The sequence below is a fragment of the Cupriavidus sp. GW823-FHT07A04 genome, assembly GCF_058794615.1.
In genome coordinates this window covers 1-24986 of record NZ_JBXAHA010000003.1, presented here as the reverse complement: position 1 = coordinate 24986, position 24986 = coordinate 1, and the positions used below count along the sequence as shown (strand labels likewise).

At 66.7% G+C, this 24986-nt stretch carries 24 protein-coding genes, 1 other RNA gene and 1 riboswitch; of the genes, 18 read left to right on the top strand and 7 right to left on the bottom strand.

Annotated elements, in window-relative coordinates; genetic code table 11:
- Positions 1–134: 134 nt before the first annotated feature.
- The 3 genes from AC1Q7Q_RS05840 (at position 135) to AC1Q7Q_RS05830 (ending at position 2839) form a co-directional block, all read left to right on the top strand.
- Positions 135–1697: a leucyl aminopeptidase gene (locus AC1Q7Q_RS05840; protein ID WP_492375663.1), complete on the top strand. Its 1563-nt coding sequence runs from the start codon at positions 135–137 to the stop codon at positions 1695–1697.
- A 105-nt stretch (positions 1698–1802) separates the two neighbouring features.
- The gene (locus AC1Q7Q_RS05835) at positions 1803–2255 is read left to right on the top strand and encodes a DNA polymerase III subunit chi (RefSeq protein WP_492375664.1); all 453 of its coding nucleotides are present in this window, start codon (positions 1803–1805) and stop codon (positions 2253–2255) included.
- Positions 2252–2839 (top strand): hypothetical protein, encoded by a 588-nt coding sequence (locus AC1Q7Q_RS05830; protein WP_492375665.1) that lies wholly within the window; start codon positions 2252–2254, stop codon positions 2837–2839. The genes AC1Q7Q_RS05835 and AC1Q7Q_RS05830 overlap by 4 nt, the downstream gene beginning before the upstream one ends.
- Positions 2840–3143: 304 nt before the next feature.
- Here AC1Q7Q_RS05830 and ilvD read toward each other — a convergent pair whose 3' ends face one another.
- On the bottom strand, positions 3144–4817 hold the full coding sequence (ilvD, locus tag AC1Q7Q_RS05825; RefSeq protein WP_043348892.1) for a dihydroxy-acid dehydratase: 1674 nt from the start codon (positions 4815–4817) through the stop codon (positions 3144–3146).
- Positions 4818–4981: 164 nt separating this feature from the next.
- On the opposite strand from ilvD, the gene AC1Q7Q_RS05820 reads away from it, so the two are divergent.
- The 8 genes from AC1Q7Q_RS05820 to AC1Q7Q_RS05785 all read left to right on the top strand — a co-directional run bounded on the left by AC1Q7Q_RS05820 (position 4982) and on the right by AC1Q7Q_RS05785 (position 13659).
- Entirely contained in the window at positions 4982–5992 is a 1011-nt protein-coding gene (locus AC1Q7Q_RS05820; RefSeq protein ID WP_492375465.1) for a LysR family transcriptional regulator, read from the top strand.
- A 72-nt stretch (positions 5993–6064) separates the two neighbouring features.
- Entirely contained in the window at positions 6065–6877 is an 813-nt protein-coding gene (gene lgt / locus AC1Q7Q_RS05815; RefSeq protein ID WP_492375466.1) for a prolipoprotein diacylglyceryl transferase, read from the top strand.
- A 17-nt stretch (positions 6878–6894) separates the two neighbouring features.
- A complete protein-coding gene (locus AC1Q7Q_RS05810; protein WP_492375472.1) occupies positions 6895–7578 on the top strand; it encodes an HAD family hydrolase in 684 nt (227 codons plus the stop codon).
- Positions 7579–7842: 264 nt separating this feature from the next.
- Positions 7843–8583, top strand: coding sequence for a GntR family transcriptional regulator (locus tag AC1Q7Q_RS05805; protein WP_492375467.1), 741 nt, complete (start codon positions 7843–7845; stop codon positions 8581–8583).
- 33 nt (positions 8584–8616) lie between these two features.
- Positions 8617–10065, top strand: coding sequence for a malonyl-CoA decarboxylase domain-containing protein (locus tag AC1Q7Q_RS05800; protein WP_492375468.1), 1449 nt, complete (start codon positions 8617–8619; stop codon positions 10063–10065).
- Positions 10066–10173: 108 nt separating this feature from the next.
- Positions 10174–11160: a Bug family tripartite tricarboxylate transporter substrate binding protein gene (locus tag AC1Q7Q_RS05795; protein ID WP_492375469.1), complete on the top strand. Its 987-nt coding sequence runs from the start codon at positions 10174–10176 to the stop codon at positions 11158–11160.
- A gap of 52 nt (positions 11161–11212) precedes the next feature.
- Positions 11213–11995: an enoyl-CoA hydratase/isomerase family protein gene (locus AC1Q7Q_RS05790; protein WP_492375470.1), complete on the top strand. Its 783-nt coding sequence runs from the start codon at positions 11213–11215 to the stop codon at positions 11993–11995.
- Positions 11996–12105: 110 nt separating this feature from the next.
- Positions 12106–13659, top strand: coding sequence for a malonate--CoA ligase (locus tag AC1Q7Q_RS05785; protein WP_441633470.1), 1554 nt, complete (start codon positions 12106–12108; stop codon positions 13657–13659).
- A 138-nt stretch (positions 13660–13797) separates the two neighbouring features.
- Here AC1Q7Q_RS05785 and AC1Q7Q_RS05780 read toward each other — a convergent pair whose 3' ends face one another.
- The 6 genes from AC1Q7Q_RS05780 to AC1Q7Q_RS05755 form a co-directional block, all read right to left on the bottom strand.
- Entirely contained in the window at positions 13798–14499 is a 702-nt protein-coding gene (locus AC1Q7Q_RS05780) for an SIMPL domain-containing protein (RefSeq protein WP_492375471.1), read from the bottom strand.
- A gap of 120 nt (positions 14500–14619) precedes the next feature.
- The gene (locus AC1Q7Q_RS05775; protein ID WP_441633250.1) at positions 14620–15432 is read right to left on the bottom strand and encodes a sulfite exporter TauE/SafE family protein; all 813 of its coding nucleotides are present in this window, start codon (positions 15430–15432) and stop codon (positions 14620–14622) included.
- Between the two features lie 84 nt (positions 15433–15516).
- The gene (locus AC1Q7Q_RS05770; protein WP_441633252.1) at positions 15517–16011 is read right to left on the bottom strand and encodes an EVE domain-containing protein; all 495 of its coding nucleotides are present in this window, start codon (positions 16009–16011) and stop codon (positions 15517–15519) included.
- Between the two features lie 189 nt (positions 16012–16200).
- Positions 16201–16411: non-coding RNA, 6S RNA (gene ssrS, locus AC1Q7Q_RS05765), on the bottom strand.
- Between the two features lie 311 nt (positions 16412–16722).
- Positions 16723–17064 (bottom strand): cell division protein ZapA, encoded by a 342-nt coding sequence (locus tag AC1Q7Q_RS05760; protein WP_416049477.1) that lies wholly within the window; start codon positions 17062–17064, stop codon positions 16723–16725.
- Positions 17061–17378: a hypothetical protein gene (locus tag AC1Q7Q_RS05755; protein WP_183036798.1), complete on the bottom strand. Its 318-nt coding sequence runs from the start codon at positions 17376–17378 to the stop codon at positions 17061–17063. The genes AC1Q7Q_RS05760 and AC1Q7Q_RS05755 overlap by 4 nt, the downstream gene beginning before the upstream one ends.
- 208 nt (positions 17379–17586) lie before the next feature.
- Positions 17587–17831, top strand: a riboswitch (cobalamin riboswitch).
- A gap of 96 nt (positions 17832–17927) precedes the next feature.
- Between AC1Q7Q_RS05755 and AC1Q7Q_RS05750 the strand changes: the two genes are divergently transcribed.
- Genes AC1Q7Q_RS05750 through cobC form a run of 7 tightly spaced genes read left to right on the top strand, consistent with a single transcriptional unit; the run spans position 17928 to position 24846 of the window.
- Positions 17928–19892 carry a TonB-dependent receptor plug domain-containing protein gene (locus AC1Q7Q_RS05750; RefSeq protein WP_492376690.1) on the top strand — a complete coding sequence of 655 codons (1965 nt, stop codon included), beginning with the start codon at positions 17928–17930 and terminating at the stop codon, positions 19890–19892.
- Between the two features lie 15 nt (positions 19893–19907).
- Positions 19908–20906 carry a FecCD family ABC transporter permease gene (locus tag AC1Q7Q_RS05745; RefSeq protein ID WP_174427962.1) on the top strand — a complete coding sequence of 333 codons (999 nt, stop codon included), beginning with the start codon at positions 19908–19910 and terminating at the stop codon, positions 20904–20906.
- Positions 20907–20911: 5 nt separating this feature from the next.
- Positions 20912–21748 (top strand): ABC transporter ATP-binding protein, encoded by an 837-nt coding sequence (locus AC1Q7Q_RS05740; RefSeq protein ID WP_492376691.1) that lies wholly within the window; start codon positions 20912–20914, stop codon positions 21746–21748.
- The gene (cobO, locus tag AC1Q7Q_RS05735; RefSeq protein ID WP_150984001.1) at positions 21741–22382 is read left to right on the top strand and encodes a cob(I)yrinic acid a,c-diamide adenosyltransferase; all 642 of its coding nucleotides are present in this window, start codon (positions 21741–21743) and stop codon (positions 22380–22382) included. Before AC1Q7Q_RS05740 ends, cobO begins: the two co-directional genes overlap by 8 nt.
- 57 nt (positions 22383–22439) lie before the next feature.
- The gene (cobT, locus tag AC1Q7Q_RS05730) at positions 22440–23480 is read left to right on the top strand and encodes a nicotinate-nucleotide--dimethylbenzimidazole phosphoribosyltransferase (protein ID WP_492376692.1); all 1041 of its coding nucleotides are present in this window, start codon (positions 22440–22442) and stop codon (positions 23478–23480) included.
- Positions 23481–23521: 41 nt separating this feature from the next.
- Positions 23522–24286 (top strand): adenosylcobinamide-GDP ribazoletransferase, encoded by a 765-nt coding sequence (locus AC1Q7Q_RS05725; protein ID WP_492376693.1) that lies wholly within the window; start codon positions 23522–23524, stop codon positions 24284–24286.
- A complete protein-coding gene (gene cobC, locus AC1Q7Q_RS05720; RefSeq protein ID WP_492376694.1) occupies positions 24271–24846 on the top strand; it encodes an alpha-ribazole phosphatase in 576 nt (191 codons plus the stop codon). The genes AC1Q7Q_RS05725 and cobC overlap by 16 nt, the downstream gene beginning before the upstream one ends.
- The last annotated feature ends 140 nt before the right edge of the window (positions 24847–24986 follow it).

Below are 24986 nucleotides of genomic sequence, written 5' to 3'. Positions count from 1 at the left end.
GTCGGTTCCGGGCTGCCGGCCGGCGCGGGCGATGTCGGTGCCGGGGGGCTTGCTAGCAAGCATAGCGGACCGCCGGCAGCAAATCGCGGATAATAGGAGCTTTCGTGGTGGACAAGCCCCTGGAAGGAAGCGCGATGGAATTTAGCACAAAAGCCTTGGATTGGAGCAAAGCGGGCCAAAATGGTTTCCTGGCAACCAAGACCGATTGTCTGGTGGTGGGCCTGTTTGAAGGACAGAGCCTGGCCGGTGTGGCCAAGGCACTCGACGTGGCAACCAAGGGTTTGGTCTCCCGGCTCATCAAGCTGGGCGATTTCGAAGGCAAGCGCGGTACCCAGCTGATGCTGCACGAAGTGGCCGGTGTGGGCGCTGCCCGCGTGCTGCTGGTGGGCTTTGGCAAGGAAGCCGAGTTCGGCGACAAGGCGTTCGCCGAGGCCGTGCGCACCGCGCTGCGTGCCTTGTCCGGCACGCGCGCCGCCAATGTGCTGTGGTGCCTGGCCCAGCAGCAGGCCCCGCAGCAAGCTGGCAACGCCCGCGACCTGGCCTGGCGCCTGATCACCACCGTCACCCTGATCCGCGAGGCGGGCTACCGCCTGCTGGAGCGCCATCCGGGCCTCAAGCGCACCAATGCCAACGCCAAGGGCAACGGCAACGGCGCCGACAAGCTCACCGGCCTGCGCAAGGTGGTGCTGACCGTGGACGCGGCTGACGCCAAGGCGGCCGCCCAGGCCGTGATTCGCGGCGCGGCCATCGCCAACGGCATGGAGCTGACCAAGGACCTGGGCAACCTGCCGTCCAACATCTGCACGCCGACCTACCTGGCCAATACCGCGCGCGGCATCGCCAAGCGCCACAAGCTCAAGGTGGAAGTGCTGGGCCGCAAGCAGCTCGAGGCCCTGAAGATGGGCGCCTTCCTGGCGGTCACCAAGGGCGCGGTGGAGCCGCCCCAGTTCATCGTGCTGCGCTACGACGGCGCCTCGGCCAAGCAGGCGCCGGTGGTGCTGGTGGGCAAGGGCATCACCTTCGATACCGGCGGCATCTCGCTCAAGCCCGGCGAGGGCATGGATGAGATGAAGTACGACATGTGCGGCGCCGCCTCGGTGCTGGGCACGCTGCAGGCGGTGGCCGAGATGGGCCTCAAGCTGAACGTGGTCGCGGTGGTCCCCACCTGCGAGAACATGCCGTCCGGCAACGCCACCAAGCCCGGCGACGTGGTCACCAGCATGTCCGGCCAGACCATCGAGATCCTCAACACCGACGCCGAAGGCCGCCTGGTCCTGTGCGACGCGCTGACCTATGTGGAGCGCTTCAAGCCGGCCGCCGTGGTGGATGTGGCAACCCTGACCGGCGCTTGCATCATCGCGCTGGGCCACGTCAACAGCGGCCTGTACGCGCGCAACGACGGCCTTGCGGACCAGTTGCTGCAAGCCGGCCGCAAGGCCATGGACACCGCCTGGCGCATGCCGCTGGACGATGACTACCAGGACCAGCTCAAGTCCAACTTTGCGGATATGGCCAATATCGGTGGCCGCCCGGCCGGCAGCGTGACCGCCGCCTGCTTCCTGGCGCGCTATACCGAGAAGTACGACTGGGCCCACCTGGACATCGCCGGCACGGCCTGGAAGAGCGGCGCCGCCAAGGGCGCCACCGGCCGCCCGGTGCCCCTGCTGGCGCAGTTCCTGATGGATCGCGCTGGCTGAAGCTGGATGGTTAAGCTTGATGCTTGACAGCAGGGACGGGCCGGCGCCGGCATCTGCGCGGGTCCGTCCCTGTTTAGCTTCATTCTCACAGGATTGCTTTCAACCATGACGCGTATCGATTTCCACAGCAACGTGCCCGACAAGCTCGGCTACGCTTGCCGGCTGATCCGCAAGGCGTACGGCGCCGGCCAGAAACTGGTGGTGCATGGCGCGCCGGAGCAGCTGGCGCAGCTCGATGCGCGCTTGTGGACGTTCTCCGCGCTGGATTTCCTGCCGCATTGCGGCGTGGACAGCCCGAACGCCGGGGTGACGCCGATCGTGTTGGCGGCCGCGCTGGACCAGGCTCCGCACCATCAGCTGCTGATCAACCTTAGCGCCGAGCCGCCGGTGCAGTTCGCCAGCTTCGAGCGCATGATCGAGGTGGTCGGCAGCGACGCCGACGACCGTGCCGCCGGGCGCGAGCGCTTTCGCCTGTACCGCGAGCGCGGCTATCCGCTGGCGCATCACGATATCGCCCAGGCCGGCCAGCCAACACAGGGTAAGGGGGATGCCGCATGACCGAACGCACCACCTCGCGGGTGATCCCGCGCATCGGGCCCAACGACAGCATTCCGCTGCTGACGGAGGTGATCGACCTGCCCACCGACGGCGCCAGGCAACCGGCGCCGGATGCGGCAGGAGCGCCGCAGACGGTAGCGTGGTCGGACGCCGGCGCTAGCAGCCCCAGCCATGCCCAGCCCGTGCATGACATGACCTGGCCCGGCCCGGTCACCCACGTCGTCATGCCCCGTGAGACCGGCGACGGCATGCCCGCGCCCGATATCCCGGCACTGCACCAGCCAACCCCGTCAACCCAGGATGGCGCCTACTCGGTCTCGCACGCCACGCACCACGCCAGCCCGCCGCCCAGCCCGGACGAGTTGCGCGCCGTGCGCAGCGAGCTGCTGACCCGCGTGATGATGCGGTTTCGCACTGAGTGGCCGCAGGTGGTGGAGGCCCATACCGAAGCCACGCTGCAATCGCGCCTGGCCCCGCTGACCGCGCAACTGGCGGCGGAACTGACACAGGCGATGGAGGCCCGGCTGGTGGAGTGGCTGGACGCCACGCTGGAAGAAATCGAGCGGGACCCGGGCGGCATGTGAAGGCCCCAGGCACCGAACGAAGCCGGCGAACAGGCCAAAGCCGCCGGCGATGACGACGGCTGTCTCTCCCTCTCCCCTCAGGGGGAGAGGGCCGGGGAGAGGGGTGGCTTAGCTAGGAGCCACTTGAAGCGAAGCCCGTGGTTGTTTCCAGCATGGCGACGTATCCAGCGCCCGCCCTCTCCCCCAACCCCTCTCCCGCAGGCGGGAGAGGGGAGCAACCACGCGGGAGCTTGAGTCTGCGCTGCCAAAAAAAAGCCCGCGATTGCTCGCGGGCTTTTGTCCTTCTGGCGATGAAGCCGCAGCCTCAGTCCGTCACAGCGCCCTTGCTGGCGGTCGAAGCCAGCTTGGCGAACTTGGCCAGCACGCCGCGGGTGTAGCGCGGTGCCGGCTGCTTCCAGGCGGCGCGGCGCTTGGCCAGCTCTTCTTCGCTCACGTTGAGTTCCAGCAGCAGCTTGTGCGCGTCGATGGTGACCGAGTCGCCTTCCTGCACCAGCGCGATGTTGCCGCCCACGTGCGCTTCCGGCGCGACGTGGCCGACCACCATGCCCCAGGTGCCGCCCGAGAAGCGGCCGTCGGTGATGAAGCCGACCGATTCGCCCAGGCCCTTGCCGATGATGGCCGAGGTGGGGGCCAGCATTTCAGGCATGCCGGGGCCGCCCTTGGGGCCCAGGTAGCGCAGCACCAGGATGTCGCCGGCGTTGATCTTGTCGGCCAGGATGGCGTCCATGGCGCTTTGCTCGTCCTCGAACACGCGGGCCGGGCCGGTGATGACCGGGTTCTTCAGGCCGGTGATCTTGGCGACGGCACCTTCCTGTGCCAGGTTGCCCTTCAGGATGGCCAGGTGGCCTTCCTTGTAGAGCGCCTTTTCGATCGGCATGATCACGTCCTGGTCGGCGCGCGGGGTGTCCGGCACGTTTTCCAGTTCCTCGGCCAGGGTGCGGCCGGTGATGGTCAGGCAGTCGCCGTGCATCAGGCCTGCCTTGAGCAGGATCTTCATGACCTGGGGAATGCCGCCCGCGCGGTGCAGGTCGGTTGCCACGTACTGGCCCGACGGCTTCAGGTTGCAGATCACCGGCACCTTGCGGCGGATGCGCTCGAAGTCGTCGATGCTCCATTCCACTTCTGCCGAGTGGGCGATCGCCAGGTAGTGCAGCACGGCGTTGGTGGAGCCGCCGGTGGCCATGATCAGCGCAACGGCGTTCTCGATGGACTTGCGCGTGATGATGTCGCGCGGCTTGATGTCCTTCTTGATGGCTTCGACCAGCACGCGTGCCGATTCGGCTGCGCTGTCGACCTTTTCCTGGTCCGGGTTGGCCATGGTCGACGAGTACAGCAGCGACATGCCCAGCGCCTCGAACGAGGAGCTCATGGTGTTGGCGGTGTACATGCCACCGCACGAGCCCGACGACGGGCAGGCGTTCTTCTCGACGCCCTCGAAGTCTTCCTGGCTCAGGCGGCCGGCGGTGAACTCGCCCACGGCCTCGAACGACGACACGATGGTCAGGTCCTTGCCCTTCCAGTTGCCCGGCTTGATGGTGCCGCCGTACACATAGATGCCCGGCACGTTGGTGCGCGCTAGCGCGATCATGCCGCCCGGCATGTTCTTGTCGCAGCCGCCGATCACGACCACGCCGTCCATCCACTGGCCCTGGGTCGCGGTCTCGATACAGTCGGCGATGACTTCGCGGGAGATCAGCGAATACTTCATGCCTTCGGTGCCCATCGACATGCCGTCCGAGATGGTCGGGGTGCCGAAGATCTGCGGGTTGGCGTCGGAGGCCTTGATGGCCGCCACGGCGGCGTCGGCCAGGCGTTGCAGGCCGGAGTTGCACGGCGTGATGGTGGAGTGGCCGTTGGCGATGCCCACCATCGGCTTGTCGAAGTCTTCCTTCTTGTAGCCCAGCGCGTAGTACATCGAGCGGTTGGGGGAGCGCGCCACGCCTTGCGTGATGTGCTGCGAGCGTTTGTTGTATGCCATGGGAATCTCCGGGGGAAGTGTGCCGGCCTGCGCGGGGCGCCTCAGGGTTCCGAGGACCGGGCAGGCTCTTGCCATGTTGTGGACGAGAGCATGCCGCTTGCCTTTTATCGTGTCAAATATATTATTCAACCTTTATTGAGTCGATAAACATATCAGGAGCTCCTTTGGACCTGCGCCAGTTGCGCTACTTCGTTACCGTGGCGGAGGAGTTACATTTCGGCCGCGCCGCGCGGCGGCTCACCATGACGCAGCCGCCGCTGTCCCAGCAGATCCAGGCGCTGGAGGAGGAGATTGGCGTGCAGCTGTTCGCCCGCACGCGGCGCTCGGTGGCGCTCACCCCTGCGGGCCAGCAATGGCTGCCCGAGGTGCGCCGCGTGCTGGCCGATGCGGCCGCGCTGCCGGGCCTGGCCCAGCGGCTGGCGCGCGGGGAGGCCGGCACGCTGTCGTTGGCCTTTGTCAGCACGGCCGATTACGGCATCCTGCCCGACCTGCTGCGGCGCTTCCGGGCGCGGCACCCCAATGTGCAGCTGCAACTGCGCGAGGCCACCAGCGATATCCAGCTGGAGGCCCTGATGGACGGCGGCATCGACGCCGGGCTGGTGATCCGCCCGCAACTGCCGGCCATGCCGCATGGCGTGGCCTACCTGCCGCTGGTGCGCGAGCCGCTGGTGCTGGCCGTGCCGGAAGGCTGGCGCCCGGATGGCGCGGCGGCAGCCGAGGAGGGCGTTTCGCTCAAAGATGCGGCGCACGAGCCGCTTATCATCTTTCCCCGGCGAAGCGCGCCGGCGTTTTATGACATCATTACGGGCTGTTATGCGCGCGAAGGCCTCACGCCGGTGATCGCCCAGGAGGCCATCCAGATGCAGACGATCGTCAGCCTGGTATCCGCCGGCATGGGGGTGGCGCTGGTGCCGGCCTCGCTTTGCAACCTTCGCCGTACCGGTGTGTCCTACCTGCCGTTGCGCGACGCCGGGCCCGATATCGAAACCGGGCTGGTGTGGCGTGAGGCTGGTGCCGACAGCGTGAGCCCCGTGCTGAGATCGTTTATCGAGATCGCCGGCGCGCTGGCCGCTGCCATGACGCTGACGCAAAACGCTGGCATAACACCGGGCACGGAGCCGGGCGCGGAGCTTGGCACTGCCGCTGCGGCAACGCACCTGACTAACGCAGCCTGAACCCTGATATCGCGCCGGACGCCAGGTTGCCCGTGCGCGATCTCTCTACCTACAACCCTAACCACGGCACACATGCTGATTCATCCCCAATTCGACCCGGTTGCGATTCATCTCGGCCCGCTCGCCATCCGCTGGTACGGGCTGATGTACCTCGCCGGGTTCATCATGTTCCTGTGGTTCGGGCGCCTGCGCATCCGCCAGCCGCATATCGCGGCCCAGGGCTGGACGGTCAAGGACCTGGACGACATGTTGTTCTTCGGCGTGCTGGGCGTGATCCTGGGCGGGCGGCTGGGCTACGTGTTCTTCTACAAGGCCGATTACTACCTGAGCCATCCGCTTGAGATCTTCAAGGTGTGGGAGGGCGGCATGGCCTTCCACGGCGGCTTCCTGGGCGTGATCGTGGCGATGTGGCTGTTCGCCAAGCTGCGTGGGCGGCACTGGATGGAGGTCACCGACTTCATCGCGCCGATGATTCCCTGCGGGCTGGCGGCCGGGCGCATCGGCAACTTCATCAACGGCGAGCTGTGGGGCCGTCCCACGGACCTGCCGTGGGGCATGATCTTCCCGCAGGCCGGCGACAACATTCCCCGCCATCCTTCGCAGCTTTATCAATTCGCCGGCGAAGGCGTGGCGCTGTTCATCATCCTGTGGCTGTTCGCCAGGAAGCCGCGCCCCATGGGCGCGGTCTCGGGCGTGTTCCTGATCGGCTACGGCGGTTTCCGTTTCCTCGCCGAGTTCGCGCGCGAGCCGGATAACTTCCTGGGCCTGCTGGCGCTGAACTTCTCCATGGGCCAGTGGCTGAGCCTGCCGATGATCCTGGCTGGCATTGCCATGGTGGTCTGGGCGAACCGTCACGGACAGGCGGCGCAGGCCCCGATCCGTTAAAGCGGGCGCAGATGACTTTGTTCACCGCTGCCATCTTCGATATGGATGGCCTGCTGATCGACTCCGAGCGCGCCATCATGCAAGCCTGGATCGGCGCCGCGCGCGAGATCGGCATCACGCTGGCGGCCAGCGACTACGTGCAGGTCATCGGCAAGGCCAAGCCGGAGTCCGATGCCTTCCTGGTTTCCCTGCTTGGCGACGAGCATGCCTTCCGCCAGGTGCAGGCGATGGCGGGCGCGCAATTGCATGCGCCGGCCACCGGGCCCCGGTTTCCGCTGAAGCCCGGCGCCAGGGAATTGCTCTCGGCGCTGCGCGGCGCGGGCATTCCCTGCGCGGTGGCATCGTCATCCCGTGTCGAGGAGATCAGGGACCGGCTCGGGCGCGTGGGCATGCTGGATTTCTTTTCTTCCGTCTCGGGTGGTGATGAGGTGCGCCGCGGCAAGCCGGACCCGGCGCTGTACCGGCTCGCCGCCGAGCGCCTCGGCGTGGCGCCGCGGGCGTGCCTGGCCTTCGAGGACAGCGAGAACGGCGCAACGGCCGCGAACCGCTCGGGGGCGCAGGTGGTGGTGGTGCCCGATATCAAGCCGCCTTCGCCGGTCGTGACCGGATTCAGTTTCCGGGTACTGGGCACGCTGCATGAGGCCATTGCGCACGTGCCGCACTGGTTCGGCGTCCACGCGGCAAGGGGTTCGGCGGGCTAGTCCGCACGCGGCGCCCCGTGGCGTTCCCTGCCTTGCATTCGTCCGCGCCGCCCCTGGCGCATGGTGAGACTGACCCTCCTGTTGATCGGCGCGCAAGCGTTGCGCGAGCGCTGGAAGATGCCGCACATGCGGCTGTGCAACATCGAATTGTCTTGTCATCCGGTCGCCGTTATTCATAATTATGAATTATTGGGCCTGGCAAGACACATTTCACCGTGCCGCAAGCCACCCCGATGCCATTGCATTCTTCCGTCCGGAGGCACCATGCGCATCATCCAGCAGGCCCTGTACCTCGAAGTCGCGGAGCGCCTGCGCGCCATGATCGACGAGCACGCGCTGATGCCCGGCGCCTGGATTGATGAGGCCACGGTGGCCGAGTCGATGGGGATCTCGCGCACGCCGATGCGCGAGGCGCTCAAGGTGCTGGCCGCCGAAGGCCTGGTGCGGCTGGAGCCGCGCCGCGGCTGCTTTGTCAACGCCTTGTCCGAGCAGGACCTCGACGAGATCTTCCCGCTGATGGCGCTGCTGGAAGGACGCTGCGCCTATGAGGCGGCGCGCAACGCCACCGCCGAGGACCTCGACGCGCTCGAAAGCCTGCATGCCGACCTGACCCAGTATGCGCAGGCCGGCAATATCGACGCCTACTACGAAACCAACTACCAGATCCACGAAGCCATCCAGCGGCTCGCCGGCAACCGCTGGCTGTCCGGCCTGATCAGCGACCTGCGCAAGGTGCTGCGGCTGTCGCGCCACAAGAGCCTGAAGCTGCCGGGCCGCATCCGCGAATCCTGCGCCGAGCATCTGTCGGTGTTCTCCGCGCTCAAGGCGCATGACCCGGAGGGCGCCGAAACCCTGATGAAGACGCACTTGCTGCGCCAGCGCGGCGCGCTCAGGGCACTGGACGCCGCCGAGGTCGCCGAGGTCGCCGATAGCGGTGGCGATCCCATCCCCGAAGCACAGCCCGGCCGCCTGCACTTGGCCGGTAAGTCCCCCGTTGATCGATAGCGGCCAACTGACGCGCACAGAGCAGGTACGCCCATGGATTCCCTCAGCAATAGCGAACAGAAAGTCAGCGCGCCCCTGAGCGGCTTGGAGCCGTCGGCGCAATCCCTGTTGTCCCGCTTTGGCCGGTGGTGGGGCCGCAAGGGCGATGACCGCGCCAAGCCAAATACGGATGCCGATGCCAAGGCGGACGCCAAGGCCGTGGGGCTGCCGGCGCGCGTGCTGCGCCGGCAGCGCGAGCAACTGCGTCAATGCTTCGATGCGCGCCTGACCGACAGCGCCGCCAATACCGCAGCGCAAACCTGGCGGGCCGAATACGAAGCCGCGGGCGATGACGCACGCCAGGCCATGCTCGGCGTGCTGGCGGAAGTCGCGGCCAGCGGCGGCCCGGAATCGGATGACGATGCCAAGGATGGCAAGACGCCCAAATCCGCGTCGGGGCTTGCGCAGGCCATGTCCAACGCGCGCATCCGTTTCTTCAAGCGGCTGGCCGCGCTGCACGGGCAGGAGGGCGCAAGCGTCTGCGGCCTGCATTTCCTGATCGGCCTGCGTGCTGACATGCTGCGCTGGCATAAGCGCGTGCCGGGACTGCGCCCGCTTGACGACGATCTGGAGGCGCTGTTCTCCAACTGGTTCGACGTGGGCCTGCTGGAACTGCAACCCATCACGTGGGACTCGCCCGCATCGCTGCTGGAAAAGCTGATCCGCTACGAGGCGGTGCACGAGATCGCGTCCTGGGCGGACCTGCGCAACCGGCTCGATTCTGATCGCCGCTGCTACGCCTTCTTCCACCCGCGCATGCCGCGCGAGCCGCTGATCTTTGTCGAGGTGGCCTTCGTGCCCGAGATGGCCGCCAACGTCCACGCGCTGCTGGACGAAGCCGCGCCGCTGGAGGACCTGCGCCGCGTGAAGTGGGCGATCTTCTATTCCATCTCCAATACGCAGCCAGGCCTGCGCGGCGTGAGCTTCGGCAACTTCCTGCTCAAGCGCGTGATCGGGGAGTTGCAGCGCGAGTTTCCCAAGCTCAAGCAGTTCGCCACGCTCTCGCCCATCCCCGGGTTTGCCGACTGGCTGCGCAAGCGCGACGGAGAAGCGGTGGCCAAGGTGCTGGGCGACAAGCGCCTGGCGCGCTGGAGCGAGCGCCACGGCACGCCACCCGCCGACGGCGCCGGCTGGCTGGCCGCGCTGCCTGCCGATTCCGAAGATGCGACGGTGCGCGACATCGCGCTGGCGCTGGCCGCGCACTACCTGGTGCGCGAGCGCCAGCAGGCGCTGCCGGCCGATCCGGTGGCGCGCTTTCACCTGGGCAATGGCGCCTGCGTGGAGCGCCTGAACTGGGCCGCCGACCTGTCGCGCAAGGGCCGTGCGCAGTCGTGCGGGATGATGGTGAATTATCTTTACGTGCCCGAGGCGCTAGATGACAATCTGGTGCGCCTTGGCAACGGATCCCCGCGCATGAGCCGCGCGGTGAGCAAGCTGTTGTAACCCTGGTCAGGTAAAAGACAAGGCCGCGGGCCGCGTTCATGGGCCATTCCAGCAGTTCTTCGTTTTGACTTTCCACAGCAGAAGAGAGAAGAGAGAGGAGACAGAGTCATGAATCGTCGTCAGTTTCAACTGGCAGGGCTGGCTTGCGCGCTGGGCGCGGGTTTGGGCGCGGTAGCGCCCGTGGCGCAGGCTGACGCCTGGCCGTCCAAGCCGATCACCGTCATCGTGCCGTTCCCGGCCGGCGGTGGCACCGATGCCTTCGCCCGCCCGCTGACCGCGCAGCTTTCCAAGCAGTTCGGCAAGCAGTTCGTGATCGATAACCGTGGCGGCGCTGGCGGCACCGTGGGCGCGAGCATCGCGGCCAAGGGCGCGCCGGATGGCTATACCGTTTTCATCGGCGGCGCGCACCACGCCATCGCGCCGTCGTTCTACAAGAAGCTCGACTACGACATCGAGAAGGATTTCATCCCCGTCACGGTGATCGCGCAGCCGCCGCAGGTGATCGTGGTGAACCCGACCAAGGTCACCGCCAACACGCTGGGCGAGCTGATCGCCTATGCCAAGAAGAACCCCGGCAAGCTGAACTACGCCTCGGCCGGCAACGGCTCGTCCCACCATCTGGCGGGCGAGCTGTTCAAGCTGCAGACCAAGACCTTCATCACGCATATTCCCTACAAGGGTGCGGGCCCTGCGCTGTCCGACCTGATCGCGGGCCAGGTGGATATGGATTTCGACGGTCTCGGTTCTTCGGCCCAGCATATCCGCGCCGGCCGCATCAAGGCGCTGGCGGTGGCATCGACCAAGCGCTCGGCCGCGTTCCCGAATGTGCCTACCGCTGCCGAGGCTGGGGTGCCTAACTACGAAGTCTCCACCTGGTACGCGATGTGGGTGCCCAAGGGCACGCCCAAGGACATCGTCGACCGGCTTTACACCGAAGTGGAGAAGGCACTGAACACGCCCGAGATGAAGCAGATCTGGCTTGCCAACGGCTCCGATACGCCGGCTTTCACGCAAGAGCAGTTCGCGCAGTTCCAGCGCGCCGAGATCAAGCGCTGGGCTACGGTGGTGCAGCAGTCCGGCGCCAAGATCGACTGATGGAGGATCGCCGCATGGTTTCCGATGTTTCCCGTGCGCGTGGAGCGCAGGCATGAGCGGCACGGTAGCGTTCGCGCGTGAGGGCGACGTGGCCACGGTCACGCTGTCCCACGCTGGCAAGCTCAATGCCATCTCCGTGGCGATGTGGCGCGCGCTGGCGCAGGGCTTTGCGGACCTGTCCGCCGATCCCTCGCTGCGCTGCGTGGTGGTGCGCGGCGCCGATGGCAACTTTGCCGCCGGCGCCGACATTGCCGAGTTCCCCGAGGAGCGGGGCGACGCCGCCGCGCTGCGCCGTTACCACGAGGCGGTGATTGCGCCTGCGCTGGCCGCCATCGCGGGCTGCCTGCATCCGACGCTTGCCATGATCGAAGGGGTTTGCGTGGGCGGCGGGCTGGAGATCGCCTGCCATTGCGACCTGCGCATCGCCGCCGACGACAGCCGCTTCGGCGTGCCGATCAACCGGCTCGGCTTTCCCATGGCGCCCGGCGAGCTGACCGGGCTGCTGGCCCTGGCGGGCCGCGCCGTGACGCTGGAGATCCTGCTGGAGGGCAGGGTGTTCGACGCCGCCGAGGCGCGCGAGAAAGGGCTGCTGACGCGCGTGGTGCCGGCAGCGGCACTCGGCGAGGAAGTCGCCGCGGCCGTCAAGCGCATCGTGGCCGGTGCGCCGTTGGCCGCCCGCATCAACAAGCAGAGCATCCGCCGCCTGGCGCCGGTGCCCGCGCCGCTCACCGCGGCGGAGCTCGACGCGCATTTCCGCTATGGCGACAGCGCCGACCATGCCGAAGGCGTGGCGGCATTCCTGGCACGCCGGCCGCCGCGCTTCAGCGGTCAATAGCACGGGCAATAGCACGGGCAATCGCTTTAGGTATCATTGCCGGCTATTGATCGGATTGCCCATGCGGATTGCCCATGCTATTGCCGATTCCGTTTTTCATCTTCCGCAATATGAACGCCAACCTGTTCGCCCTATTCGAATCCCGCTTCCCGGCGGACCGCAGTGCCTGCTGCATTGAAACCCACGACGGCCTCTACTACAGTTGGGACGACCTGGACCGCGCCACCGCCAAGATGGCCAACCTGCTGGCCGCGCTCAAGCTGCCCGAGGGCGCGCGCGTGGCGGTGCAGGTGGAAAAATCGCCGGAGGCGCTGTTCCTGTACCTCGCCACGCTGCGCGCAGGCTACATCTACCTGCCGCTCAATACCGCCTACCAGGAAGCCGAGATCGACTACTTTGTCGGCAACGCGGAGCCGGCGGTGGTGGTGTGCAGCAGCGCTAACTTCGGCTGGGTGTCCAAGGTGGCGTTCCGCCACGGCACCAAGCACGTCTTCACGCTGGACGACGACCGCTCAGGCTCGCTGTTGTCCCGCGCCGCCGTGCAACCGGACCGCTTCGCCACGGTGGCGCGCGGCGCCGACGAACTCGCCGCCATTCTCTACACCTCGGGCACCACGGGCCGCAGCAAGGGCGCCATGCTCACGCACGGCAACCTGGCCTCCAACGCCAAGACGCTGCATGCGTACTGGGGCTGGCGCAGCGACGACGTGCTGCTGCACATGCTGCCGATCTTCCACGTGCATGGCCTGTTCGTCGCGTCGCACGGCGCGCTCTTGGCCGGTGCCAAGATGATCTGGGCGCCCAAGCTCGACATGGCGCAGATCCTGAAATTCCTGCCGCGTTGCACCGTGATGATGGGCGTGCCCACGTATTACGTGCGCATGGTGCAGGAGCCGCGCTTTGACGACGACACCTGCCGCCGCATGCGCCTGTTCGTGTCCGGCTCCGCGCCGCTGCTGATGGAAACCTTCGATGCCTTCCGCGAGCGCACGGGCCACACCATCCTGGAGCGCTACGGCATGAGCGAGACCGTGATGCTGGTCTCCAACCCGTACGAGGCGCAAGACGGCGAGCGTATCGGCGGTACCGTCGGCAAGGCGCTGCCGGGTGTGTCGGTGCGCGTGGTGGACGGCGACGGCAAGCCTTGCGCGGCCGGCGAGATCGGCAATGTGGAAGTGCGTGGCCCGAATGTGTTCAAGGGCTACTGGCGCATGCCGGAGAAGACGCAGGAAGAGTTCACCGCCGACGGCTGGTTCAAGACCGGCGACGTGGGCCGCTTTGGCGGTGCCATCGTCAGCCAGGCTGGCGAGCGCAAGGTGCCTGACGACTACCTGACCATCGTCGGCCGCAGCAAGGACCTGATCATCTCCGGTGGCTACAACGTCTACCCCAAGGAGATCGAGAGCTTTATCGACGAGATGCCGGGCGTGGCGGAAAGCGCCGTGATTGGTGTGCCGCATGCCGACTTCGGCGAGGCGGTGGTGGCGGTGGTGGTTGGCAAGCCAGGTGCCTCGCTGGATGCGCTGAGCCTGATTGGCGGGCTCAAGGGTCGTATTGCCAATTTCAAGGTGCCTAAGCGCGTGCACGTGGTGGATGAGTTGCCGCGCAACACCATGGGCAAGGTGCAGAAGAACGTGCTGCGCCAGCAGTTCGGGGCGCTGTAAGCACCGCCGCTCCTTGATGGCTCATGCATCAAAGACAAGGCCCCTGCCGCTTGCGCGGCAGGGGCCTTGTTCCGTGCCTTCTGCCTTCTACCTTCTACCTTCTGCCTTGCCCCTTGAGCCTGTGGCTTTGGACGGCGCTTACTTGAGCATCTGCACCGAGCCGTTCACAGTCACGGTGACCTGGGCCTTGCCGCCCTCGACCGGCACCGGCGCGGAATCGGCCATCATGGCCTTGGCCGCGTACATGCGCGGCATCGGTTGCACCGCGCCCACTTCGCCCACCTGCACTTCACGGATGGTGTAGCTGCCGTAGCCGAACAGCTTGGTGGTGGCCTGAGCCTTGTCGCGGAACGAGGCCACGGCTTGCTCGGTCAGCTTGGTCTCGGCCGCCTGGCGGGCTTCGCGCGAGAGCGAGAAGCTGATGTTCTGCACCTGCATCTGGCTGGCGAGCTGCCCCGCGAGCTTGGACACGGCGGTGAAATCGCGCGATTCCAGAATCACCTCGGCGCGCCCGCGCCAAGTGCTGATGCGCCCGTTCTTGTCGTTGGACGGATAGATGGTGAAGCCGCCCGATTGCGCCTGCACGCCATTGGTACGCTTGGCCTGCGCGATCACATCCGCGGTCTTGGCCGACAGCGCCGAGGAAATCGCGCCCGGTTCCGCCCCTTCCTGCTCGGCGGCGAGCGTCAGGTGCACCACGTCGGTCGGCACTTCGGTGGCGGCCTGGGCGGACAGCGACAGCACGCCGGCAGGGGCCGGCTCGTGGGTCGGGCCGCCGCCCTGGGCGGAGGCAACCATGGCGGTGGTACCGAGCAGCGTGGCGGCAAGCAGATGTTTCATTGGATTCTCCCTTGTCAGACGATGGGTATCAGACGCGCCGCCCAGGTGATCGTTCCGCTACGTCCCGTGCGACCTTGTATCTACTTGTATCCGCGGCGTGCATCGCTGGCACCTGTGGCCTCAGAACGCGTGCCAGGCCTTCCACATCATGTAGGCCGACAGGCTGAACAGCAGGCAGGCGAAGACTTTCTTCAACTGTGCGACATCCATGCGGTGCGCGGTGCGCGCGCCCAGCGGCGCGGTCAGCACGCTGGCAACCGCGATCACCGCCAGCGCGGGCAGGTAAATGTAGCCGAGCGAGCCTGCCGGCAGCCCGGTCTGGCCCAGCCCGCTCCACACATAGCCGATCACGCTCGCCACCGCGATGGGAAACCCGAGTGCGGCCGAGGTGGCCACGGCGTTGTGGATTGGCACATTGCACCAGGTCATGAACGGCACCGAGACAAAGCCGCCGCCCGCGCCCACCAGGCTGGACAGGAAGCCGATCACGCCGCCCGCGCCCAGCATGCCCGGCGTGCCCGGCAGTTGCCGGTGCGGGGCGGGCTTGCGGTTGCGCAGCATCTGCCACGCCGAAAAGCCTACGAATACGGCGAACAGCAGCGACAGCCAACTGGTCTTGAGCGCCGCGAAGACCTTGCCGCCGCCGATCATGCCGCCAATCAGGATGCCGGGCGCCAGGGCCAGCACCAGCTTCCATCGCACCATGCCGCGCTTGTGGTGGGCGCGCACCGAGGACAGCGAGGTGAACAGGATGGTCGCCATGGAGGTGGCGATGGCCATATGGACGATGGCCTCATGGGGGAAGGCCAGGGCGGTGAACAGCAGCGTGAGGAAGGGCACCATCAGCATGCCGCCGCCTACGCCAAGCAAGCCGGCGCAGAAGCCGGTAAAGGCGCCGAGCAGCAGCAGTCCGGGAATCAGGGAAAAGCTCATGACGCGGAATCGACCTTGTTGGCGTTGTAGTTATGTCGTCGGCAGCCATTGTGTCATGCCGCTGCTGTGACCGCCGGTGCCAGGCTAGCGCATCAGCCGCGTGGTGATGAAGCGCCATTCGGCCGGGGTCACCGGCGTGATCGACAACCGGTTGCCACGGCGTAGCACGACCATGTCGGCCAGTTCGTCATGCGCGCGCAAGTCGGCCAGCGAGATCAGCGGGCCCTTGCCGACAAAGCGCACGTCAACCAGCATCCAGCGCGGTGCATCCAGCTTGGCGGCGGCGTCGTAGTAATCGCTCTTCGGGTCGAACTGGGTGGGATCGGGGTAGGGCTGCGAGCTGACCTCGGCCAGGCCGGCAATGCCGGGCTGTGGGCAGGAGGAGTGATAGAACAGCACGCCGTCGCCGATTTGCATGCCGTCGCGCATGAAGTTGCGGGCCTGGTAGTTGCGCACGCCGGTCCATGGCAGGGTGCCGCGTTCGGCTAGCGTATCGATGCTGGCCTCGTCGGGTTCCGACTTCATCAGCCAGTACTGGCGGGCGCGCGCGGCGGCATTGGCTTGCGTGGATCGGCTCATGGGCGGGCAGGGCGGGCGTGACGTTGGCGACAGCGATATGGTGCAGCAAGCACGGCCAAAAGAAAACCGTCTGGCGGATGTGGGCGTGGGTCGTGGCGCAGAAACAGAGGGAGGGCACTGCAGAGGCAGCGCAGGTCAATCTGCGCCACAAAAGGAAAAGGCGGTGGTTGAATAACCACCGCCTTTAGAGGGGTCCCCGCCTCGGCCGCTGGATCGGCATCCTGAACCCAAGTGAGGTTCAGAGTGGCTGCGGAAGCCGCATTTCGGGTACATCACCGGTTCAGGGAGTCCAGACTGCAACTATGAACCATGCGACGCGCTCGCCCACACGGCATAATCCCGCACCAACAAATGCTTATCGGTTCAAGGAATATGATCCTGACGAACCAGGCAGGGAAACTGTCAAACGTCTGACTTTTTTGCACTGCCAAACGCATACTGCTTTGGCATGGCTGTCAGACGTTTGCCGTTTCTAACTTGGATGGGATGAAAACGGCGGTCAGGCGCGATAACCCGACCTAAGGTGCCGCAACTATGTGGCTTGGTGCGGCTTGGCTCCACTATACACCGCGAGGCTTTCCATACCAAGCCCGTCTTTGCGTGTCGTTACATTTTGCTGACGCGCGCGGCATGTGGGGCACATCGGGCCGAAATCGCGAGCGTATCACCGCCTGCCTGTGCCGTGTGGTACAGCCGGCGCAGGGCAGGGCATCAGTTGCGCGGCACGGGCGAATTGGTGCCCACATGCGCGTACTGGCGCAGGGCTTCGTCCGCGCGTTCGTTCAGCTCGCGAATGCGCGCACGCACTGCATCAACGGGAATCGCACCATCTTCTTGCTGCTTGCGCTTGAGCGAGAGCAGGTCCGAGGCGATGCTGATCGCGGCCATCACGGCAACGCGTTCCACGCCCTTGGCGGATACGCCGCCCTTGAGCCGCGTCATCTGACCGTCTACCAGTGCCACGGCCTCCAGCAGCGCGGCCTCGTTGTCGGCGGCAATGGCGAACCGGTAGGACTGGCCGGCAATGTTCACTTCGACTTGCTTATTGCTCATGCGTTTTCTCCGGGTGCCTTCTGTTCGGCGCGGCCGGCCGCGTCGCCTTCGCCCAGCAGGTCGAGCTGGCGGGCGTCGCTGGCGGTGGGCAGCTTGTCCAGGATCGACTGGATGCGCAGCTGCGCTTCCTCGATCTTGATATTGAGCAGCTCGCGGTCGGCGGCCATGGCTTCACGGTCGCCGCGCAGCTGGCTGGCGTCGGCCTGCAGGCGTTCGATCTCCTCGCGCAGCCGCTGGTTCTCAGCCGCCAGGGTATCGGCATGGTGCAGCACACGCCCGATCTTGGCGGCGAGTTGTTCGAGTTCGGTGAGCATAGAGCCTGTCATATCTAGGGTCTCGGGTTCTGGGATTTTAGCCCAAGCGCTATCGTGCGGACGGCGAACGCAGACGTGTGTGACCAGGCCTGCGCGCCGAAGTTGCATGCATCGTCGTTTAACGGCATCCGTGGCGACGGCTTTATGCCTGTTTCCAGGCGCTTTCGCCTTGTTTTGCCGCGGCATTGACGCTTGCCTCGAAACTGCCTACACTCGCGCACGTTCCAGGTGCTCGTAATCCTATTCACTACAGGGTTGCAGTTCAACGGGAAACAGGGAGCCAGCCACCGCCGCCAGGGCAGGGCCGAGCCAACCTGTGCTGCCCCCGCAACGGTAAGCGACCGTGATCGCAAGATCGCAAGGCCGACCACTCAGCCACTGAACCGCAAGGTTCGGGAAGGCGGTCGGACTGGTGTCGTCAGCCCGGATACCGGCCTGAACGAGAGTGCGCCGCCCTCCGCTGCTTTTTGCCGCGCAAGCCAGCGGCGCGCTTCGTCGCCAGACGGTCCGCGGGGGAACGGACCAGGCAGCTCTCTCCCACTCAGCATCATGCGCTTTTCGCCCCCCACGTCGAGCCGTCCGGCATTGCCGGCGCGCCGCCACACCATACCTGTTTTCGTCTCGCGGCAACTGCCCGCCGCGCTCGCCGCCTGGCTCGCCATGAGCGCGCCCGGCGCCGCCATGGCCCAGTCCGCCGGGCAATCCGCTGCGCAGCCCGCGCCCGACGCGCAGCTCGACCCGGTGGTGGTCACTGCCACCCGCACTGTCCAGCCGTTGACCGAGGCGCTGCCGCATACCACTGTGGTGACCCAGCAGGACATCGTCAACTCGCAAGCCATCGACCTGCGCTCGTTGCTGCGCACGCAGGCCGGTGTGGAGTTTGCCGCCAACGGCGGCCTGGGTGCCAATACCAGCCTGTTCATGCGCGGGGCCAACTCCAACCAGACGCTGATCCTGATCGACGGCGTGCGGATCTCGGCGGCCAGCAGCGGCACGGCCCAGCTCTCGAATATCCTGCCCGACCAGATCGACCATATCGAGATCGTGCGCGGCAATGTCTCGGCGCTCTATGGCTCGGATGCGATCGGCGGCGTGGTACAGATCTTCACCAAGAGCGGTGCGGGCCAGGCTCCCGCAGCCAACGCTCAGATTGAATACGGCAGCAACAATACGCGCCAGGGTACGGTGGGCTACGGCGGGCAGGTGGGCGATACCTCGTTCAATATCACCGGGTCGGCAGTCAAGACAGACGGTTTTTCGGCGATCAATGCGGCCCAATGGAACGGTGACAATCCGGCCAAGGCAAAGAAGGGCATGGGCCCGAACCCGAACGACAACCCGTATGACAACAAGAGCGTATCGGGCCAGGTGAAGCATCGTTTCACCAGCGACTGGGACGCCGGCGTCACAGCCTATTACTCGAAGAGCAAGCTCTCCTACGACACCACGACAGGCAAACCGACCGATGTCTGGTGGATGAACAGCGAGTTGTACACTGTATCCGCCTTTGTCAACGGCAAGCTCACCCGGGACTGGACCACGCATTTCAAGGTCGCGCAGAGCGGGGACAATAGCGAAAACACCTTGAACGGACTGTTCAACAGCAACTTCAACACGCGCAATCGCCAGTACACCTGGCAGAACGAATATGCGCTGGCGCCGACCCATAAGCTGCTGTTCGGCACGGAGTATGCGCAGCAGGAATTCAGCTCGAACACGTATGGCGCGCCGGGCCGCAATATTGCGTCGGTGTTCGGGGGCTACGATGGCCGGCTGGGCAAGCACCAGCTGCAGCTCAATGTGCGCAACGACCACTACTCGGATTTCGGCAGCCAGGCGAGCTATTTCGCCGGCTATGGCTATAACGTGACCGAGGCGTTCAAGCTGATCGCCAACGCCAGCAACGCCTTCCGCGCGCCGACGTTCAACGAGCTGTACTACCCGGGCTATGGCCAGCCGGGCATCAAGCCCGAGCGCGCCAAGTCGGTCGAGCTGGGCGCGCAGTACAACACGGACGCCGCCGGCCTGCTGCGCGTGACCGCGTTCGAGACCCGCTACGACAACCTGATTACCGCGGCGCTGCAGCCCAATGGCTTGTTCCTGGCGCAGAATGTCAACAAGGCCAAGGTGCAAGGCATTGAAGCCTCCTGGCGCGCCAAGCTGATGGGCACCGACGTGGGCGCCAGCATCACCTTCCAGAACCCGGTGGATGAGCAGAGCAATACGCAGTTGCTGCGCCGCGCGCGCCGCCATGCCGCCTTCGACGTGGGCCGCCAGTTTGGCGACTTCCGCCTCGGCGGCGAGTGGATCATTTCCTCGACGCGCATGGATAGCGGCTCGCGCACGCTGGGCGGATACGGTATCGTCAACCTCAATGCCCGCTATAACATCGACAAGCAATGGTTCGTGGCCGCCCGTGTGGAAAACCTGTTCGACAAGAACTACCAGCTCGCCTATCCCTACAACACGCAGGGACGCGCCGGCTTTGTCACGCTGGGCTGGCGCCAGAAATGATGGTGGCCGCCTGACATGCGCCGCGCGCTAGCCGTCTGGCTGATGCTTGCCGCCGCCGGCGTGGCGGTGTTCCTGCTGTCGCTGGCGGTGGGCAGCGTGCCGCTGTCGGGGGCGCAGGTCTGGCACGCGCTGTCCGTCGGCGCCGACGATACCGCCGGGGCCATCGTGCGTGAGCTGCGGCTGCCGCGCGCGGCCGCGGCATTCGCGTGCGGCGGCCTGCTGGCGTTGACCGGCGCGTTGATGCAGGTGCTGCTGCGCAATCCGCTGGCCGAGCCCTATGTGCTCGGCGTATCGGGCGGCGCGGCCACCGGTGCGCTCACCGCCATGCTGATGATGTGGCCACTGTGGACGGTGCAGGCCGGCGCGGCCGGCGGCGCGCTGTTCTCGATGGTGCTGGTGGCCACGCTGGCGCGGCGCGACCTGCTGCATCCGCAGGTGCAGGGCGGCCATCATGAGGCCGGCTCGCGCCTGCTGCTGACCGGCGTGATCCTGGCCGCCGGCTGGGGCGCGCTGATTACCCTGATCCTGAGCGTGGCGCCCGAGGCCCGTTTGCGCGGCATGCTGTTCTGGCTGACCGGCGACCTGGGCGGCACCGCCAGCTACGGCCTTGCGCTAGGTGCGCTGGCGCTGGCCGTGCTGCTGGCCATGCCGATGGCGCGCTCGCTCAATGCCATGCTGATGGGCGAGACCGTGGCGCAGGCGCTGGGCGTGCGCGTCGGCGCGGTGCGCCTGTCGGTGTTCGTGCTGGCCTCGCTGGCGATCGCGGTGGCCATTACCTCGGCTGGCTCGATTGGCTTTGTCGGGCTGGTGGTGCCGCACCTGGTGCGCCTTGCCTGGGGCAACGACCAACGCCTGATGTTGCCTGCCTCGGCGTTGCTCGGCGGCACGTTGCTGATGGCCGCCGACCTGGTGGCGCGCACGGTGATTGCGCCCGCGCAGTTGCCGGTGGGCGTGATCACCGCGCTGCTGGGCGTGCCGACCTTCCTCTTTCTCCTGCTGCGCAGGCCGCGCTGAGCACCATGCCGACCTGGAACGAACCCGTCTGCGCTTGTCCGCCGCTGGTGCTGCAGTCCCTGCAGTTGCGCGCCGGCACGCGCGCTTTGCTCGATGGCCTGAGCTTGTCCATGCAGGCGGGCGAGCTGTGGTGCATCGTGGGCCCGAACGGCGTCGGCAAGTCCACGCTGATGTCGGTGCTGGCCGGGCTGCGCAAGCCGGACGGCGGCGTGGTGCTGCTCGATGGCCGCGCGCCGCTGGAGACGCCGCCCGCGGCCCTGGCATTGCGCCGTGCCTACCTGCCTCAGGCGGTGCACGACACCTTCTCGATGTCGGTGCGCGACGCCGTGGCGGTGGGCCGTCACCCGCATCTCTCCGGTTGGGGCTGGGCCGGCCGCGAGGATGACGCGGTGGTCGCGGCAGTGATGCGCGAGATGGATCTCGATGCGCTGGCCGGGCGCGACGTGCTGACCCTGTCCGGCGGCGAGCGCCAGCGCGTTTCGCTGGCTGCCACGCTGGCGCAACAGGCGCCGCTGCTGATGCTGGACGAACCCGCCGCCCACCTCGACCTGCGCCACCAGATCATGGTGCTGGAAACCCTGGCCCGGCTGGCGCGCGCCGGCCGCCACGCCATCGTGGTGATCCTGCACGACCTTAACCTGGCGCGGCGCTACGCGACCCATGCTCTGCTGCTGGCCGAAGACGGCCTGTGCTTGCATGGCCCCGCTGCGCAGGTCCTGACTCCCGCGCATTGCTCGCACGCGCTGCGCACGCCCATTGTCAGCGTCAGCGACGGCCGCCATACCGCGCTGATCGCCGACGGGGCGCATTCTCCCGCACCAGACGAAACCCAACATGACTGAACCCAAAGCCCTTGAGACCTCCACGTCGGAAGACGCCGCCCGCGACGAGCGCCACAAGGCGCGCATGCTGCGCAAGAAGGATGTCGTGGATGCCAAGATTGCCGCCGCGCAGGACGAGCGCGGCGTGATCGTCATCACCACCGGCAATGGCAAGGGCAAATCCAGCTCCGGCTTTGGCATGGTGGTGCGCGCGCTTGGCCACGGCATGCAGGCCGGCGTGGTGCAATTCATCAAGGGCGCGATTCCCAGCGGCGAGGAATTGTTCCTGCGGCGCTTTCCAGAGCAGTGCGCCTTCCATGTGATGGGCGAAGGCTACACCTGGGAAACGCAGGATCGCGCGCGCGACGTGGCCAAGGCCCAGGCCGCGTGGGAGGTGGCGCGCTCGCTGCTGCGCGACCCGTCGATCGGGCTGGTGCTGCTGGACGAACTCAATATCGCGCTCAAGCTGCACTACCTGGATGTCGACACCGTCATCGCCGACCTGCGTGCCCGCCCGCCGATGCAGCACGTGGTCATCACCGGCCGCGGCGCACCGCCCGCGCTGATCGAGGCGGCGGATACCGTGACGGACATGACGCCGGTCAAGCATGCCTTCCAGCAAGGCATCAAGGCCCAACGTGGCGTCGAGATGTAAAACGTCTATTCTTGTTCCAGCGAATCGAATCTTTTCTCAGCCACACCAAGAAATACCATGCAGTTACCCGCCATCACCCCGCTCGACGCCTCCCTGCGCCCGACCCTGCAAGCCGCCATCGATGCCAAGACCAAGCCGCTCGGCGCGCTCGGCCGGCTCGAGGATCTGGCCTTGCAGATCGGCCTGATTACCGGCAGTGGCACGCCGGAGCTCAAGCGTCCCGCGGTGATCGTGTTCGCCGGGGACCACGGCGTGGCCGATGCCGGCGTGAGCGCCTATCCGGCCGAGGTCACGGCGCAGATGGTGCTCAACTTCCTGGCCGGGGGCGCGGCCATCAATGTGTTCTCGCGCCTGCACGGGCTGGCGCTGGAGGTGGTGGACGCGGGGGTGCGCGCGCCGCTGCCGTCCGCGCCCGGGCTGGTCAACTGCCGCATTGCCGCGGGCACGCGCAATTTTGCCTTTGAGCGCGCCATGAGCGCGGAGCAGGTGCAGGCGGCGCTCACCGCCGGCATGGCGCGCGTGCTGCGCCACGCGCAGCAGGGCAGCAACGTGATTGGCTTTGGCGAGATGGGCATTGCCAATACCTCGTCGGCCGCTTGCCTGGTGAGCCGGCTTACCGATACACCGATTGAAGATTGCATCGGCCGCGGCACCGGCCTGGACGACGCGGGCCTCGCGCGCAAGCGCGCGGTGCTGGCGCAGGCACTGGCACTGCATGCGGATGCGGTGGAGCCGCTCGACGTACTGGCCGCCTTCGGCGGCTTCGAGATCGCCATGATGACCGGCGCCTTCCTGGCCGCGGCGGCCAGCCGCATGGTGATCCTGGTCGATGGCTTTATCGCCTCGGCCGCGCTGCTGGTGGCGCAGCGCCTCGCGCCCGAGGTGCTGGAATACTGCGTGTTCTCGCATTGCTCGCACGAGCATGGCCACCGCCGCCTGCTGGATTATTTCGGCGCCGAGCCGCTGCTGGCGCTGGATCTGCGCCTGGGCGAGGGCACCGGCGCCGCGCTGGCCTATCCGCTGGTCGCGTCCGCCGCGGCCTTCCTGCGCGAGATGGCCACCTTCGGCGCGGCCGGCGTCAGCACCGCGTCGGCGTAGACTGCGGCACGCTTTCGCTACCTGGCCCAACGCACCCGCCCATGCTCGACGAACTTCGCTACTTCCTGACCGCCGTTGGCTACTTCACGCGGGTGCCGGTGCCGCGCTGGGTCGGCTTTGCGCCGCACTACCTGAACGCGGCGGCGCGTTACTTTCCGCTGGTGGGGTTGCTGGTTGGCGTGCTGGGCGCGCTGGCTAGCTGGGGCGCGCTGCAGTGGTGGCCGCCGGGCGTGGCCTTGCTGCTGGGCATGGCCGTGACGCTGCTGGCCACCGGCGCTTTTCACGAGGACGGCCTGGCCGACTGCGTGGATGCCTTTGGCGGCGGCTACCGGCGCGAGGACGTGCTGCGCATCATGCACGACTCGCGCATTGGCGCATTTGGCGCCATCGCGCTGGTGGTGGCGTTGCTGCTCAAGTGGCAACTGCTGGTGGCGATTGCCGCGCGCAGCGGCATGGCGGAGTTGCTGCTGGTGCTGGTGGCCGCGCATGCGGCCAGCCGCGCCATGGCGGTGAGCTATCTTGCCACGCTGGATTACGTGCGTGCCGAGGGCAAGGCCAAGCCGGTGGCACAGCGGCTGTCCGGCATGGGGCTGGGTTTCACGCTGCTTTGCGGTGCATTGCCGCTGCTGCTGGTGTCGCCGCTGTTTGCTGCTGTGGTGATCGTTGCCTTGGTGGTGCTGCGCTTTTTGCTGGGACGCTACTTTGTTCGCCGCATAGGCGGCTACACCGGCGATTGCCTCGGCATGGCGCAGCAGCTGGCCGAGTTGTTGATCTATCTGGTGGCGGCGGCATGGACCTGGTCCTGATCCGACACGCGGCGCCCGAGGTGGCGCAGGGGATCTGCTACGGCGCGCTTGACCTGCCGCTGGCTCAGCCCGTTTTGCCCGAGCCTGCCCGCATGCTGCTGGCACTCGATGGCCTTGCGCCGCAGCGCATTGTTTGCAGCCCGATGACGCGGGCTCGCGCCACGGCAGATTTGCTTGCGCGGGATTTCGGCCTGCTGCCGCAAGCCGATGCGCGGTTGCGCGAACTCGATTTTGGCCGTTGGGAAGGCCTCGCATGGGACGCCGTGCCGCGCGCCGAGCTGGATGCGTGGGCTGCGGATCTGCTGCATGCGCGGCCGCATGGGGGCGAGACCGTCGCGCAGGCGATGGCGCGTGTGGCGGCTTGGGCTGATGCCTTGCCGGTGGATGCTCCGGACCGGCTGTGGGTTGTTGCGCATGCGGGGCCGATGCGTATGCTGGCAGCGCACTGGCTCGGGGTGCCGCTGGCTACTACGCTGGGGTGGGATCTTGGTTATGGGGCGAGTTGCCGGTTTACGCTGGGTGGTGGTGTGGCGCGGTTGCGGTGGTGGAATCGGGGTTGAGGTTGTGGGGGGGTGATGACTGCAACTGCAACTGCAACTGCAACTGCAACGCTTAACGTCAACGGCAACTGCAACTGCAGTTTCACCACCCCTGCGGGGCGGCGACCTACTTTCTTGTCTTGCCAAGAAAGTAGGCAAAG

Bases quoted from the DNA above. Each gene is read 5' to 3' on its own strand.
- AC1Q7Q_RS05840 (WP_492375663.1), top strand. From the start codon at position 135: ATGGAATTTAGCACAAAAGCCTTGGATTGGAGCAAAGCGGGCCAAAAT.
- AC1Q7Q_RS05835 (WP_492375664.1), top strand. From the start codon at position 1,803: ATGACGCGTATCGATTTCCACAGCAACGTGCCCGACAAGCTCGGCTAC.
- AC1Q7Q_RS05830 (WP_492375665.1), top strand. From the start codon at position 2,252: ATGACCGAACGCACCACCTCGCGGGTGATCCCGCGCATCGGGCCCAAC.
- ilvD (WP_043348892.1), bottom strand. From the start codon at position 4,817: ATGGCATACAACAAACGCTCGCAGCACATCACGCAAGGCGTGGCGCGC.
- lgt (WP_492375466.1), top strand. From the start codon at position 6,065: ATGCTGATTCATCCCCAATTCGACCCGGTTGCGATTCATCTCGGCCCG.
- AC1Q7Q_RS05805 (WP_492375467.1), top strand. From the start codon at position 7,843: ATGCGCATCATCCAGCAGGCCCTGTACCTCGAAGTCGCGGAGCGCCTG.
- AC1Q7Q_RS05800 (WP_492375468.1), top strand. From the start codon at position 8,617: ATGGATTCCCTCAGCAATAGCGAACAGAAAGTCAGCGCGCCCCTGAGC.
- AC1Q7Q_RS05795 (WP_492375469.1), top strand. From the start codon at position 10,174: ATGAATCGTCGTCAGTTTCAACTGGCAGGGCTGGCTTGCGCGCTGGGC.
- AC1Q7Q_RS05790 (WP_492375470.1), top strand. From the start codon at position 11,213: ATGAGCGGCACGGTAGCGTTCGCGCGTGAGGGCGACGTGGCCACGGTC.
- AC1Q7Q_RS05785 (WP_441633470.1), top strand. From the start codon at position 12,106: ATGAACGCCAACCTGTTCGCCCTATTCGAATCCCGCTTCCCGGCGGAC.
- AC1Q7Q_RS05780 (WP_492375471.1), bottom strand. From the start codon at position 14,499: ATGAAACATCTGCTTGCCGCCACGCTGCTCGGTACCACCGCCATGGTT.
- AC1Q7Q_RS05775 (WP_441633250.1), bottom strand. From the start codon at position 15,432: ATGAGCTTTTCCCTGATTCCCGGACTGCTGCTGCTCGGCGCCTTTACC.
- AC1Q7Q_RS05770 (WP_441633252.1), bottom strand. From the start codon at position 16,011: ATGAGCCGATCCACGCAAGCCAATGCCGCCGCGCGCGCCCGCCAGTAC.
- AC1Q7Q_RS05760 (WP_416049477.1), bottom strand. From the start codon at position 17,064: ATGAGCAATAAGCAAGTCGAAGTGAACATTGCCGGCCAGTCCTACCGG.
- AC1Q7Q_RS05755 (WP_183036798.1), bottom strand. From the start codon at position 17,378: ATGCTCACCGAACTCGAACAACTCGCCGCCAAGATCGGGCGTGTGCTG.
- AC1Q7Q_RS05750 (WP_492376690.1), top strand. From the start codon at position 17,928: ATGCGCTTTTCGCCCCCCACGTCGAGCCGTCCGGCATTGCCGGCGCGC.
- AC1Q7Q_RS05745 (WP_174427962.1), top strand. From the start codon at position 19,908: ATGCGCCGCGCGCTAGCCGTCTGGCTGATGCTTGCCGCCGCCGGCGTG.
- AC1Q7Q_RS05740 (WP_492376691.1), top strand. From the start codon at position 20,912: ATGCCGACCTGGAACGAACCCGTCTGCGCTTGTCCGCCGCTGGTGCTG.
- cobO (WP_150984001.1), top strand. From the start codon at position 21,741: ATGACTGAACCCAAAGCCCTTGAGACCTCCACGTCGGAAGACGCCGCC.
- cobT (WP_492376692.1), top strand. From the start codon at position 22,440: ATGCAGTTACCCGCCATCACCCCGCTCGACGCCTCCCTGCGCCCGACC.
- AC1Q7Q_RS05725 (WP_492376693.1), top strand. From the start codon at position 23,522: ATGCTCGACGAACTTCGCTACTTCCTGACCGCCGTTGGCTACTTCACG.
- cobC (WP_492376694.1), top strand. From the start codon at position 24,271: ATGGACCTGGTCCTGATCCGACACGCGGCGCCCGAGGTGGCGCAGGGG.